We start from the raw sequence: 13,190 nt of genomic DNA, 5'->3' as shown, positions 1-13,190 counted from the left end.
TCAACTCCAGCCCACATTAGTTAACCTTCTGCAAAAGGTCTGAAATCCTCTGTTTCACAAACCATTGAAGACTTTCTTAGCAGAATGTGATTCCCAATATTCCATGTATGATGCCCCGGCTGTGAAAAACGCAAGCAAACGTAATGGTACTTATCTCCTGAAAATATCTTACACTGTTTTTTTGCACACTCACTTAGAAAAAAAGTATCTTCGCCAAGGTTTAAGGCTGGAAATCTGGTATGTTCCCAAACCTCTTTTTTAAAGACAAGAGTAGCTCCCTTTATCCCTTGTTTTACAAAAATATTCTCTTTGCCGGGTTTATGGACAGCCAGCACCTTTTCATTTTCAAAGTACATAAAAACGGATCTTTTACCGATGATATCAGCCTTAGATCTTTCAAGGGCATGGATTGAATTTACCAGATAAGCCGGGGCATAGTAATCATCATCATCAAACTTCGCAATGGTGTTATACCTCGCTTTTCCAATTCCGAGATTGAGGCATTCACCCAGTGTCATATCTGAGTGGACTTGAAAAATGGAGACATTCTGGGTTTGTTTAGCCCTTAACCACCATTTTTCAATATAAACCTGATTATTGTTTAGTATCACAATCAGTTCCTTTTGAGGCCAAATCTGATTTTCATAGTTGCAAAAAACATTTTCCATAAACTCCTGCCTCATCGTACAGCAAATGATAGAGACCATGAAAATCCCCCTTTTATATACAGAGCCTCACCGCTTCTTCCCAGGAATCTGCAATCCGGATTATGTCATCTTCACTCAGCTTTGTCCCCAGCTGTACCTCTACAATTTCCAAAGATGAAATGGCCTTTACACAATGACGGGCTCCCTGGGGAATATGCAGGAAATCACCTGCTTTGATGCGCTGAAGAATTCTTCCATAATATTAAGAAAACACCTTTTCGATATTGTATGAGATATTAGGGTTTCCGATATGGTCATTAGGCCAGTGAGGTAGATATCAGGAGCACGAAACAAATAAAAAAGCACCCCGTTTAAAAGGAGTGCCTAAGAATCGTATAATAATCAAACAGCTTCACTATCCCACTTCTTCTCATCCTGCACGAGCAGCAGGCCCAGCTCGTGGTGGTCACCTTCGTAAAGAGCACGCTGGACGAAGCGAATCTGGCCGTTTGCATCAAATACTTCAAGCTTGCAGTGCGCCCCGTTCTTTTGTAAAGCTTCATAAAATCCTTTTTCATCATGAACCTTCACGCTGTTTACTTTCGTGACGATTTCACCAACCTGAAGAGCCATTTTATCCGCTGGCGATCCCGGCACGACCCCAAGAACCATAATACCCTGATTACGCTTGGAAAAATAAAACGGGGCATGGTCCTCTGACATTCGCTGGCGGAGCGATATAAATTCCCTTCCGATAATCGCAAGCGCTACCACCCCTACAGCTGCAAGCGGATACCAGTAGCCTGCCGCTGACAGCAGTAAAAGCAGCGAGCCAAATGCAATGATCCTTTGGCCAAGAAGCTTGACTGCTTCCTTAGGAAGTGTTCCCTGGATCCGCTGATAAAACCCAATCGCGAACGGCACCAAGATCAGCGAATAGGATTTACCGCCAATCTCGAAAACCGGCCACCATTCGAACGGAACTTGGAGGGCACTTCCTGGAATGAGCAGAAAAACGGGTACCATCCAGAGCCTTTTTGCCTCATGGATGCCGATCATTTGCCCGCGCTTGCTTTTTACAAGTTTAGGAGATGTGCCCTTCCGTCCATTTTTAAAAATAAGGAAGCCCTCCACTATTACGAGCATGGCAAGCAGCACTGCGATGGCTGGGAAGATTGAATCCTCTGAAGATGTCAATGATTTTGCGAAAGACGGCAGCGGCCATTGCTGCTCAACCGCAAACATCGTCGCAAAAAAGGCGAACCCCAGCGTATAAACTGGCGCCATCCATCTTACTTTTGTCGTGAAGCTCCACAGGAATGTAAGGACAGCAGTAAAGACAACCGTTTCCATTGGAATGACGAGTCCAGCTCCAACCACAACGATGGATACCGCCATACCGGCCAGCAGCCCAAGCGGGATGAGCTGCCTCAGTTCAAAATAGGCATTCTCCGCACGGACAGAAAAGTTTTTACGCTCACGCTTTACACGGGAAACACCCAGGTATGCGGCCACAAAAACGAGAAAATAAAATACCGGATTCAATAACAGCTTACCCGTCCCTTTCAAAAACTCAAAAATCCACTCCTCAACCAAACTTGCCACCAGCCTCTATAATAAATTTCACAAGAAATTATGTATTTACCAGAAAGATCTATTACTCTATATTCTACCAAACCCCCCACTCAAAACCTATCACAAACTCACCCAAAAACAAAAATAGCAGAAGGAAAAATCCTCCTGCTTGAAAATGGGTACCAGGTACCTATGCAATTCATAAAAAAATATGATGGAGATTCGACAAAATTCGGGTGGTACCTGGTACCTTACCTATTTCGCGATGTACCTCAGGGCTGTTTGCAGCTGGAGGTCGTTTTGTTCTATTTTCATTTCTTCAATGGCTGTTTGTTCGAGGGCAGATGCTGTTTTTTTGTCAATTTGGCCGGTTGGCTCCAGTTCTTTTTGCTGTTGGAAGGCTTTGACGGCAATGGCTGTGGATTCACTGAAATAGCCATCTTTTCGGCCTGGTTCGTATCCCAGCCCATCCAGGATTTCTTGCGCGTTTTTCACCATTTCGTTGTTCATATCTACCACTAAAGGCTTTTCCACCTGCAGAGGGTGTGTGTGATAGATGTCAGGCTGTTTGACCTCCAGGGTTGGTTTAATGCCTTCTTTATGGATCCAGTTTCCATCCGGAGTCAGCCATTTAAATAATGTGAGCTTTATATTGCTTCCGTCTCCCATTGCCACAGGCTGCTGGACGGTTCCTTTTCCAAAGGTATTTTCCCCGATTAATGTATATCCTTGAGCTTCCTTCAAAGCACCGGCAAGAATTTCCGATGCAGATGCACTGCCTTTGTCGACTAATACAGCAATAGGATAGTCTTTGGCCTTTTCCAGCGTAGAGAAATATCTCATCTTCTCTCCGTTTCGCTTCTCAATCTGCAGGTAGGGTTTTTCGGAAGTCACGAGTTCCTTTAGGATTTCCTGCACAGATGAGAGCAGGCCGCCCGGATTTCCACGCACATCAATGACAAGCCCCTCAATCCCATCCTTCTCCATTTCCTTCAACTGCTTCGCAAACTCCTTAGAGGTGTCTTCTGAAAAAGAGGTAATTTCCGTATAGCCAATCTTTTTGCCACCCTGGTTTTTAACGTCTGAGAATACCGTGATTTGCGGTATCTCGTCCCTTTTGACCTCGACAGTTAATGGCTCCCTTAACCCTTGCCGGGCAATTTCGAGCTTTACTTTTGTTCCTTTTTCCCCTCGGATTTTCATCGTAGCTTTATATAAGTCCAATCCCTCAACACTTTCTCCGTCCACTTTTAAAATTTGATCTTTGGGCTTTAAACCGGCTTTTTCAGCAGGCGAGTCTTTGAAAGGAGAAACAATGATGATTTTGCCCTCCACCATGCTCACTTCCGCCCCAATGCCTTCAAAGGAGGATTCAAGCGTATCGCTAAACTGCTTCGCCGTTTCTTCATCCATATAAACCGAATAAGGATCCTTTAGTGTTGCGAGCATTCCCTGAATGGCACCCTCTACAAGCTGCTTTTCTTCCACCTTTTCTACATAGCTTTTTAAAATCAGCTGGTAGGCCGTCTCCACCTTTTCTATTTTCTCTTCATCTATCGGAGTATTATTTTCAGCTGAATCTATTAACTGGTTTTCGGCTCCTGCATTTGGGTTTTCCTTTGTCAGCCACTGCATGCCCGCATATGTACCGCCCGCTCCTGTCAGCAATGACCCCGTCATCAGCAGGACTATCCATTTTCTGCTCATCTCCATCTTCCTTTCCGGCTGCATATAGTATATATTTTGAGCCTCAGAGAATTAATTCAGCTGTAATCGGCTGTCTTCATGCAAATTTTTTATAAATGAACGCAGGTTTGCATCTTTCAATCTCATGACAGCTGCTTCTTTTCAAGGTTATCATTCAAAGATTTAATTTTATGCGCCACTTTTGCACCTTTCTGCTTCACTTTTTGTTTTTATGCTCCATTTTCCATCGCATATGCGCCACTTTTTCATTTTAAGCATTACTCCTTGAATCTCAAGGCAATCGTGCAGGCAGAACACTGGTCTCTTCCAACGAAAAAACACCCCACAAAGGAAAGCGGGATGTCTTTGCTCATTCCATCCTATGTTGGAAATGGACGAGTTATGATTTCTTTTAGCAGTTTAGTAAAAGCACTTTATTTCCAGAAACGAATATTATGGTTTGGATGAAAAATAAAGAGAGGGATGTGTGCACATTCCCGAAAGAGCTTGAGAAAGAGGAATTTTCCTATGTGTTTATGAATCTGTCAAGAGGGGATGAAAGCAGCCAGGGCCGCTGGGCTTCCGGCCGCAGCATGGATGGCCAAGGAACTTTCAAATACCTGCATGAAGTCCCTCCGTTTGCATCCGCACCTAAATTAAAACCCGCCCCTCCATATATCCATGATACGCCGCCAAATGTAAAATAATATAATGACGGGGCATAAATAGGATTAAAGTCCTTCTATACGGGTAAAAGAAAAGTGGAAGAAGCTAAGCTCCTTCCACTCAGTATTTTTATAGAGGCACGATGCCAACTGGATTAATAGCATTTGTTTTGCCTGCATTCCAAGAACCTTTGTGAAGCTCAAAGTGTAAATGCTGGCCATAAGATTGTCCAGTGTTACCCATGATACCGATTTGCTGACCTTTAGATACTGTCGCACCAGAACCGACAGAGCGGCTTCTCATATGTGCATAAACAGTCGTGTACGTTTGTCCGCCAACAGAGTGGGCAATAAAGATCGCATTCCCGTAACTGCTGGAGTAGTAAGAACGGATTACAACACCGTCAGCAGCTGCTACGATTGGTACCGTTCCGCCAGAAGCAATATCCACACCATAGTGATCACCTAATGAACGGCTGCCAAACCCGGAAGAAAGTCGTCCGGAAGCTGGTCTTGTCCAGGCTCCGCCTGATACTGCCGGCGCTGGGGCTGGAGAAGAAACCTGTGGAGTGCTATTGCTTGAACTGCTTTTTGCAGAAGAAGAACTCTTCTTTTTAGCTGCTTCTTGGGCTGCACGCTGTCTTGCAAGTTCTGCTTGTTTAGCTGCTTCAGCCTGTCTTGCTTGCTCAAGCTGAATAGCTTTTTGAAGCGCTGCTTCCTGGGCTGCAAGAATTTCTTTTTCTTCCGCAAGTTCCATTTTCGCAGCATGCATATGCTCTTCCTCTTTCTTTAAGGAAGCCAATAACTTATCTTTTTCAGCCTTTTGTGCGTTTAAGCTTTTTTTCATATTTTCAAGCTCGGCCCGCATTGTTTCTAAGGAAGCAAGCTCTTCTTTAACCTGAGCCTGTTTTTGTTCCAATGCATCTTTATCAGCCTGATGCTCTTTTAAAATCCCCTGGTCAGCCTCCACAATTGTAGCAACTGCACCCACACGCTCAATGAAATCTCCGAAGCTCTGCGCTCCCATCAATACATCAATATAGCTTACCATTCCGCCCGTTTCCTGATAATTGCGGGCACGGTCTTTCAAAAGCTCATTGCGCTTTTCAATGCGTTCTACCAAAACTTTGATTTCACCTTCAAGCTTTTTAATTTCCTGTTTTGTAGCGGTGATTTGTTTGTTTTTTTCTTCAATTTTTGCCAAAGCATCGCTGATAGCCTTATCAAGGCGCTGAATTTCGCTTTCTACTGACTTTTGCTCACCTTGGATCTTATTAATCTGTTTATCTGTCGTATTAATCTCTGATTCTATTCCAGAGCGCTCTTGGTTGATCTTATTTTTCTGGCTGTTTAGCTCATTTAATTTATTGGCCGCAACCACCGTGTCAGCAGGCAGTCCGACTGTTATGCTGCCTAACCCCAAAATGGCAGCTAATGATAAGGTAATAATGGATTTCTTCAATTTTCCGATTTCTCCTTTCAATGAACACCATATGTACAGGTCAATCGTTCAATTTTAACCGTTATTTTTGAAACATTTCTCTCTATAATTCGTCTATTATATGAGGCTTGAAGGCGCCTGAAAAGGTTTCCCCCCGCAGGCCCTTCAAAGCCGGTTACACTTTAAGGAACTTTCTCACTGACATTAAGCTTCCCCATACACCAATGAGCGCACCCATTAGGATAAGCAGGCCGGAAACCTGGTAAATGAACGGGCTGAATTCCAGCAACCTGATAAAATGACCCTCAAGCTTTGGCGCCAGGTAGTCATATGCATAATAATAGGCTGTTGCAACAAGCCCGATTGGAATAATAGCTCCAAGCAGTCCAAGCCATAAGCCTTCCAGGAAGAATGGCCATCTGATAAAGGCATTGGTTGCTCCTACTAATCTCATAATCTCGATTTCTCTTCTTCGCGACATAATGGTAATTTTTATTGTGTTTGAAATCAGGAACATGGCTGTGAAAAGAAGGCCGACAATCAGCACCAGCCCAACGTTCCGGCTGGCATTAATAAAGTTGAAGAGCTTTTCAACTTGTCCCTGCCCGTACTTCACATTTGATGCATATTCCATTTTTTGAATTTGTTTTGCTGCTGTCATTGTATCTGTCGGTTTTTTCGTCTTTACGATAAATACATCGTTCAACGGATTATCCTGTTCGAACAGTTTGAAGGCTTCCCCTTCTTCACCAAGGCTGTCTATCAGATTATCAAGCTCTTTTTCCTTAGTTGAGTATTCGACTGTTTTGACTTCGGGTATTCCTTCGATTTTTTGCCGTAAAACTTGCTGATCCTGCTCATTTGCAGCAACATCGATGTGAACGCGGATTTCCACGTCCTCTTCAATGGTTGTCGCCACCTTGTTGAGATTCATCATAATGACGAAAAATACGCCAACCAAAATAAGGGTTACTGTTACCGCACTTGCCGAAGCGAACGTCATCCATCCATTACGGCCAAGGCTTTTAAAACTTTCACGGAAGTGCCGGCTTAATGTTCTAGCTTTCATAGCCGTAATCACCTCTTTGCTCGTCACGTACGATCCGGCCGCCTTCAATGGCAATAACGCGGTTTTTAATCGTGTTGACAATTTCTTTATTATGAGTTGCCATGACCACAGTCGTTCCTCTCGTGTTGATTTCCTCGAAGATGTTCATGATTTCCCATGATGTATCCGGGTCAAGGTTACCTGTAGGCTCGTCCGCTATCACGACCTTCGGAGAATTGACAATCGATCTGGCGATGGAAACACGCTGCTGCTCTCCGCCTGATAATTCTGTCGGAAGCATCCGTGCCTTATGCTTTAGATTTACAAGCTCCAGTGTTTCCATAACTTGCTTTTTTATCGTTTTAGGATGTTCTTCTATTACTTCAAGGGCAAAAGCTACATTTTCATATACCGTTAATGTAGGCAATAGTTTAAAGTCCTGGAAGACTACGCCGATTTTTCTTCTTAAAAGTGGAACCTTTGTACTTCTCAAAGTAGCAAGGTTCACTCCATCTATCGTTATCGTCCCGCTGGAGGGCTTCTCTTCCCGGTACATCATCTTAATAAAGGTTGATTTACCGGCTCCGCTTGGACCTACAACGTACACAAACTCACCCTGTTTGATATGGACGTCAATTCCGCTTGCTGCGGTGACGCCATTCGGGTACCTCTTATATACGTCTTTCATTTCGATCATATATATCACCTAATATCTAGTGTGTATTAAGAATTAAAGAGATTTTGCTCTTTTCGCTAAAAAACGACATCCTTTCGACATAAAGGATGACACAATATTTGTAAATACTCCCTTTTTAGCCATCTGAAATTCTCACACAACCCATTATAACATCATAGTTTGTCAAAATAACGGAAAAAATTATTACAGTTTCTTTTCAAACCTGTGATTTTTCGTTACTTTTTACCCGTATTTCATTTTTATCCTAGTCATTTATTCACCCATTCGACGATCTTTTCCTTCTTTCTTCTGATAAAGAATAAGTTGAAAGTATAAAAAAGTCATTTTTTGCAGATTTTTTTCACTTGAAATTTTAAATTCCTGTAATATACGGGCAAATAAAAAACGTCCTGCTTGTTACAGAACGTTTTCATGCCGGACTTGTTGCCGTCCTTTATTCTAATTATTTCTTTCCTGCCAGCCAAGCAGCTACTTGTGATGCTTCTTCACCTTGAAGCAAGCCTGCAGGCATAGCTCCTTTACCGTTGGCAATCGTGTTCTCAATGTCCTCTTGGGAAAGGTTCGCACCAATTTTATCAAGCGCAGGCCCTACACCGCCTTCAAGATTGGCACCATGGCAGCTTGAACATTTTTGTTCATAAAGCTTTTGTGCATCTCCGGCGTCAGCAGTTGTTGTTTCTCCGCCGCCATTTGTTGCAGTATCCTTCTCTTCAGTTGCTTCGTCTCCACCGCCGCCGCATGCAGCAAGGACTAGTGAAGTACCCATTAGTAATGCTAGTAGCTTCTTTTTCACCAATAATTCCCCCTCAGGAAAAAATACTAAATACAGCTATATTATACCAACACTATGCTCTTTTGAAACCCTCGCCCAGCACCTCGGAAGCATCCGTTACAATGATAAATGCAGTAGGATCAATGCTTTGAACCAGTTGTTTCAATTTTGTGAACTCTGTCTGATCCACAACACACATCAGGACAGGGCGTTCATGGTCGGTATATCCGCCGTATGCTGATAGTTTTGTCACACCTCGGTCAATTTTATTCAAAATTCCTTCACGAACTTCAGTTTGTTTTTCCGTAATAATCAATGCCATCTTCGTTCGGCTGAATCCCAGCTGTACTAAATCAATGGTTTTACTGGTGACATACAAGGCGATCAAAGCATACAACCCTTGTTCAATGTCAAAAATAATCGCTGCCGACAGAACAATCAGTCCATCTATAAGCGCTACACAGGTTCCGAGTGTTAAGCCAGTATATTTATTGATAATCTGGGCGGCAAGGTCTGTCCCGCCTGTTGATGCTTTACCCCTGAAGACAATTCCTAAACCAAGGCCCACACCGATTCCTCCAAATAGGGAAGCTAATAATGGATCCAGTGTCCAGGCTTCAAAGTCCTTTGTTAAAAAGACAACAAACGGCAGAAAAATGGTTCCGGCAAGCGTTTTGGCACCAAATTGCTTGCCGAGTAAAATAACTCCCGCTATAAAGAGCGGTATATTAAAAGCCCACTGCACGTAAGCAGGTTCCCAGCCAGCAACCGCATCAAGTATCGTACTAATCCCGCTTACTCCCCCAGACGCAATCCGGTTTGGCAGCAAGAAAACATTGAAGGCCACCGCCACGATTCCTGATCCTATTAAAACGTATAAATACTCCAGCGCCCTTTCCGCCTTTGTACTATATGTATAATCTCTTCTTTTCTTTCCCATCCTCTTCTCCCTCCGGTGTCTTAATCTTTCTGAAATTATGAGAGGGCAAGCGGTGATTCATCTAATCGCTCGTCCTGTTTTCACGTCCATGGACTACCTTTTCAAGTTATTGGTTCCATTTTTACCGTCAGTGAGTATAGCACGGAGTTTTTGCTCTGTAAATGCCAATGAACTGCCGTATTAAAGGATTAATGCAAGCTGTCTTTCTTGCTTATTTTAGGATGTGAAAGGATTTATCTTTTTATTAGGTTCTGTTAAATGTGCCTGTCGATTTTCCGCAGCAGGCACTCTTGATTTGGGGCCCAAGCTGTTTCTTATGATGGGGCAGATAAGCGAATTGACGTTTTGGCCACAGCCATTAAAGGCGGACTAACAATCTTTGATCTCCCAGACCTTGAACTTGCTTATGCACCGCCATTCTCTTCTGCCAAAGACCCAGTCAATATGGCAGGCTACGCAGCCAAGAATATTGCGGAAGGACTTGTAGAAACCATTCAGTGGCATGAAATAAATGACCTGATTGAACAAGGCAAAACGGTGATCGATGTACGTGAAGAGATCGAGCGCGATATGGGCTTTATTGAAGGATCCACCAATATTCCTTTAGGCGAACTGCGTGAACGCCTTGACGAAATACCGCAGGATGAGGAAATTTATATTTACTGCCAGGTTGGCCTGCGCGGATATCTGGCAACGCGAATTTTAGTGCAAAATGGCTTTAAAGTAAAGAACCTTGATGGCGGCTATAAGACCTATTCCTGTGTATATGATCCAGGAGTGAAAAGCTGCACCAATAGCGCGCAATCTGAAAAAACCGAAGCAGCCGAGCCTGCAGCTGCAGAAAAAGAAGCTGCCCCTGTAACTGTCCTGAATGCATGCGGCCTATCCTGTCCTGGACCGATCATGAAGGTACACAAACAATTGAAAGAAATGAGTGACGGAGAGATTGTTGAAGTGCATGCTACTGATCCAGGCTTCACCAAAGACCTGACCTCATGGTGTGCAAAAACAGGTAACACACTAATCCGTACTGACTTTGAAGATAAGGTATTTAAAGCCTTTATCAGGAAGGGACAGAAAGTGCCTGCTGGGGTATAAATAATGGATCAGAAAGCTGGCAAGAATTGCGGCCAGCTTTTTGTTTTTCCAGCCGCGGATGTAAGCATGATCTCTCAGTTAATATGGTATAATGTCGAAAAAGGAGGTGAAAAAAATGGAGAAAATTCTTAATGAAATTTTAAGTACTTTAAAAGATCATTCTAAAAGATTTGACTCAATCGATGAAAGGTTTAATTCTATAGGCGGAGATTTAGCTGATGTAAAAATACGGCTTGGCAGTGTTGAGGACAAAATAATCTGTGTTGATGGCAGATTAGACAGTGTTGAGGACCGATTAACCAGTGTTGATGGCAGATTAGACAGTGTTGACGACAAATTAGTCAGTGTTGATGGCAGATTAGGCAGTGTTGACGACAAGTTAATCAATGTTGATGGAAGATTAGGCAGTGTTGACGACAAGTTAATCAATGTTGATGGCAGATTAGGCAGTGTTGACGACAAGTTAATCAATGTTGATGGAAGATTAGGCAATGTTGACGACAAGTTAATCAATGTTGATGGAAGATTAGGCAATGTTGACGACAGACTAGTAAGTGTTGATGATAGATTACAGACCCTTTCTGAACAAATCGACAACAATGCAACCGAATTTAGAAGCCATTTTAAGCACATCGAAACAAAGCTAGAACAGCATGAAGAAACCTTTCATCTAATTTCTGATACTTTAATAGGTACGCAAATCGATATTGAACACCTCAGCAAAAAGAGCGGATTGCATGAAACAGAAATTAATCAGCTCAAGAAGCGAATTCACTCCTAGCAGCATTCCACTCTGGCAGATAGCTTAATTCCACTTAATTCCATAAAAAAGAAAAAGCATTTGCCGACTCTAGCGTCAGTAAATGCTTTTTTAACGAAAAAATATAAATTCCATTTTTCTTTTTAAAAAACTTCATTTTCTTCAAAAATATATCTGCCGGGTCATTTTAAAAGGCTGGCATGAGCCCACTGCATCTATTTTCATAGCTAATTTCTTAATTGTCATCAACTTTGATCTTACTATCATCAACTTCCTTGATATATCGTCAACTTTTCGTATATATCGTCAATTAAGCTCATGCCAGGGATATAAAAAAATAAACTTTATTTCGCTGCCGAGGATTGCAGCATTTGATTCATGCTGCCGCTCTTATACCCCGTTAAGTCCATAGCCACGTATTTAAAGCCAAGCTGTTTCAGCTCTTCAGAAACTTGTTCATGATAGGTAAGGAGGTTTGCCATATCCTGCGGATCTACTTCAATTCTGGCAATTTCATTGTGAACCCGTACTCTTACCTGCTTAATGCCAAGGCTTTTAATAAATTGCTCAGCCTGATCTACCTTATTAAGCTTTTCAATCGTAATTTTTTCTCCATAAGCTATTCTGGAGGATAAACAGGCAAGCGAGGGTTTGTCCCAAGTATCAAGGCCAAGCTCTTTGGATCGGATGCGAATATCCTCTTTTGTTATATCCGCTTCCGCCAGCGGCCCTCTCACATTTCTTTCCATAGCTGCTTTCACACCCGGACGATGCTCACCTAAATCATCTTTAATAAGTCCAAATGTCAAATTCTTGTAGCCTTGCTCGGTCATAATAGGATAAAGCTCATCGAACAGTCCTTTTTTACAGTAGTAGCATCTGTTCGAATCATTTTCGGCATAGCCAGGGATGGAAAGCTCCGACATCTGTATAACTTGGTGCGGGGCATTTAATGCCTTTGCTATTCGAATCGTTTCCTCCAGCTCAGAGCGTGGGAACGATTCAGAATCGGCTGTAATAGCCAAAACATTTTCTTTTCCTAACGTATCCAATGCCACTTTTAATAAATAGGTACTGTCCACACCACCGGAAAAAGCAATGATGATGCTTTCCATATCTGATAAAACCTTTTTCAGGTGCTGCTCTTTTTCTAAACTGAGGTGTATATCCATAGGTTGTATCCTCCTTTATCAAATGGCTATGAGGCATTATTTACTCGTGACCCAGCCTCCCGCCAATGCAGAAAATTGCTTTGCCTTTTCTGTGAGGGCCAAATAGTCATCATCCGAATTTAGATTCTTCGCATTTACCAGCGAACCGCCCACTCCTGCAGCCACCGCCCCTGCGTTCAAATAGTCCTGGATATTTTCAACGCCTATGCCCCCTGTAGGCATTAATGGAATATGAGGAAGCGGTCCCTGCAAGCTTTTAAAATAGGAGACACCCATTACATCAGCTGGGAATACTTTGATCAGATCCCCGCCATTTTCATAAGCCGTCAGAATTTCAGTCGGCGTTAGGGCACCTGGAATACTGAGGACACCATAGCGTTTTGCCATTTTAATGGTTTCGGCATTAACGGTTGGCGAAAAAATGAATTCCGCTCCGGACATAATCACTGCGCGCGCTGTTTCCGGGTCCAGCACCGTCCCTGCCCCGACGATGACCTCATTGCCAAACTCTTCTTTTACTTTTTCAATTAATGTGCAAACCTTGGGGGTTTCGACTGTAATTTCAAATGTGCTGACACCGCCAGCCTGCAGCGCATGGGCAATGGGCAAAATTTGATCTGGCCGTGCACCGCGAATAACGGCAACAATTTTGCGCTTCTTTAATTCTTCTAACTTGTTCACTGATTTTC

Annotated in this window: 13 protein-coding genes and 1 pseudogene; 3 read left to right on the top strand and 11 right to left on the bottom strand. The window is 43.0% G+C overall.

The genetic code is table 11. The features are described 5' to 3' along the window. Window positions 1-20: 20 nt before the first annotated feature. From AC3ZVC_RS07240 to AC3ZVC_RS07225, 4 genes are all read right to left on the bottom strand, one after another. Window positions 21-707, bottom strand: a complete 687-nt coding sequence (locus AC3ZVC_RS07240; protein WP_490067567.1) for a glycosyltransferase — start codon at window positions 705-707, stop codon at window positions 21-23. 13 nt (window positions 708-720) lie between these two features. Next, the gene (locus AC3ZVC_RS07235; protein ID WP_490068856.1) at window positions 721-885 is read right to left on the bottom strand and encodes a hypothetical protein; all 165 of its coding nucleotides are present in this window, start codon (window positions 883-885) and stop codon (window positions 721-723) included. 164 nt (window positions 886-1,049) lie between these two features. Continuing rightward, the gene (locus AC3ZVC_RS07230; RefSeq protein WP_490067563.1) at window positions 1,050-2,243 is read right to left on the bottom strand and encodes a PDZ domain-containing protein; all 1,194 of its coding nucleotides are present in this window, start codon (window positions 2,241-2,243) and stop codon (window positions 1,050-1,052) included. Window positions 2,244-2,477: 234 nt separating this feature from the next. Next, window positions 2,478-3,929 carry a S41 family peptidase gene (locus AC3ZVC_RS07225; RefSeq protein WP_490067561.1) on the bottom strand — a complete coding sequence of 484 codons (1,452 nt, stop codon included), beginning with the start codon at window positions 3,927-3,929 and terminating at the stop codon, window positions 2,478-2,480. Window positions 3,930-4,399: 470 nt separating this feature from the next. On the opposite strand from AC3ZVC_RS07225, the pseudogene AC3ZVC_RS07220 reads away from it, so the two are divergent. Further along, window positions 4,400-4,615, top strand: a pseudogene (locus tag AC3ZVC_RS07220) (manganese catalase family protein); the annotation flags it as partial. An 88-nt stretch (window positions 4,616-4,703) separates the two neighbouring features. On the opposite strand, the gene AC3ZVC_RS07215 reads toward AC3ZVC_RS07220, so the two are convergent. The 5 genes from AC3ZVC_RS07215 to AC3ZVC_RS07195 form a co-directional block, all read right to left on the bottom strand. Then, the gene (locus AC3ZVC_RS07215) at window positions 4,704-6,035 is read right to left on the bottom strand and encodes a murein hydrolase activator EnvC family protein (RefSeq protein WP_490067558.1); all 1,332 of its coding nucleotides are present in this window, start codon (window positions 6,033-6,035) and stop codon (window positions 4,704-4,706) included. A 154-nt stretch (window positions 6,036-6,189) separates the two neighbouring features. Further along, window positions 6,190-7,083, bottom strand: a complete 894-nt coding sequence (gene ftsX, locus AC3ZVC_RS07210) for a permease-like cell division protein FtsX (protein ID WP_490067556.1) — start codon at window positions 7,081-7,083, stop codon at window positions 6,190-6,192. Next, on the bottom strand, window positions 7,073-7,759 hold the full coding sequence (ftsE, locus tag AC3ZVC_RS07205) for a cell division ATP-binding protein FtsE (RefSeq protein ID WP_490067554.1): 687 nt from the start codon (window positions 7,757-7,759) through the stop codon (window positions 7,073-7,075). Before ftsE ends, ftsX begins: the two co-directional genes overlap by 11 nt. A 442-nt stretch (window positions 7,760-8,201) precedes the next feature. Beyond that, on the bottom strand, window positions 8,202-8,552 hold the full coding sequence (gene cccB / locus AC3ZVC_RS07200; protein ID WP_490067551.1) for a cytochrome c551: 351 nt from the start codon (window positions 8,550-8,552) through the stop codon (window positions 8,202-8,204). A gap of 52 nt (window positions 8,553-8,604) precedes the next feature. Further along, window positions 8,605-9,471 carry a YitT family protein gene (locus AC3ZVC_RS07195; protein WP_490067549.1) on the bottom strand — a complete coding sequence of 289 codons (867 nt, stop codon included), beginning with the start codon at window positions 9,469-9,471 and terminating at the stop codon, window positions 8,605-8,607. Window positions 9,472-9,816: 345 nt separating this feature from the next. Between AC3ZVC_RS07195 and AC3ZVC_RS07190 the strand changes: the two genes are divergently transcribed. Both AC3ZVC_RS07190 and AC3ZVC_RS07185 read left to right on the top strand, forming a co-directional pair. Beyond that, window positions 9,817-10,569, top strand: a complete 753-nt coding sequence (locus AC3ZVC_RS07190; protein ID WP_490067547.1) for a sulfurtransferase TusA family protein — start codon at window positions 9,817-9,819, stop codon at window positions 10,567-10,569. A 115-nt stretch (window positions 10,570-10,684) separates the two neighbouring features. Beyond that, a complete protein-coding gene (locus AC3ZVC_RS07185; protein ID WP_490067544.1) occupies window positions 10,685-11,350 on the top strand; it encodes a hypothetical protein in 666 nt (221 codons plus the stop codon). A gap of 323 nt (window positions 11,351-11,673) precedes the next feature. Here the strand turns inward: AC3ZVC_RS07185 and larE are convergent, their stop codons facing one another. Together larE and AC3ZVC_RS07175 are read right to left on the bottom strand one after the other, a co-directional pair. Then, window positions 11,674-12,501 carry an ATP-dependent sacrificial sulfur transferase LarE gene (larE, locus tag AC3ZVC_RS07180; RefSeq protein ID WP_490067543.1) on the bottom strand — a complete coding sequence of 276 codons (828 nt, stop codon included), beginning with the start codon at window positions 12,499-12,501 and terminating at the stop codon, window positions 11,674-11,676. Between the two features lie 36 nt (window positions 12,502-12,537). After that, window positions 12,538-13,182, bottom strand: a complete 645-nt coding sequence (locus tag AC3ZVC_RS07175) for a bifunctional 4-hydroxy-2-oxoglutarate aldolase/2-dehydro-3-deoxy-phosphogluconate aldolase (protein WP_490067539.1) — start codon at window positions 13,180-13,182, stop codon at window positions 12,538-12,540. Window positions 13,183-13,190 lie beyond the last annotated feature (8 nt).

This window comes from Cytobacillus sp. C11.1 (assembly GCF_058145115.1).
Note: the sequence above shows the minus strand (reverse complement) of the source record. Positions and strands in the feature narration are given on the sequence as shown.

Bases quoted from the DNA above. Each gene is read 5' to 3' on its own strand.
- ftsE (WP_490067554.1), bottom strand. From the start codon at position 7,759: ATGATCGAAATGAAAGACGTATATAAGAGGTACCCGAATGGCGTCACC.
- AC3ZVC_RS07195 (WP_490067549.1), bottom strand. From the start codon at position 9,471: ATGGGAAAGAAAAGAAGAGATTATACATATAGTACAAAGGCGGAAAGG.
- AC3ZVC_RS07240 (WP_490067567.1), bottom strand. From the start codon at position 707: ATGGTCTCTATCATTTGCTGTACGATGAGGCAGGAGTTTATGGAAAAT.
- AC3ZVC_RS07185 (WP_490067544.1), top strand. From the start codon at position 10,685: ATGGAGAAAATTCTTAATGAAATTTTAAGTACTTTAAAAGATCATTCT.
- larE (WP_490067543.1), bottom strand. From the start codon at position 12,501: ATGGATATACACCTCAGTTTAGAAAAAGAGCAGCACCTGAAAAAGGTT.
- ftsX (WP_490067556.1), bottom strand. From the start codon at position 7,083: ATGAAAGCTAGAACATTAAGCCGGCACTTCCGTGAAAGTTTTAAAAGC.
- AC3ZVC_RS07225 (WP_490067561.1), bottom strand. From the start codon at position 3,929: ATGAGCAGAAAATGGATAGTCCTGCTGATGACGGGGTCATTGCTGACA.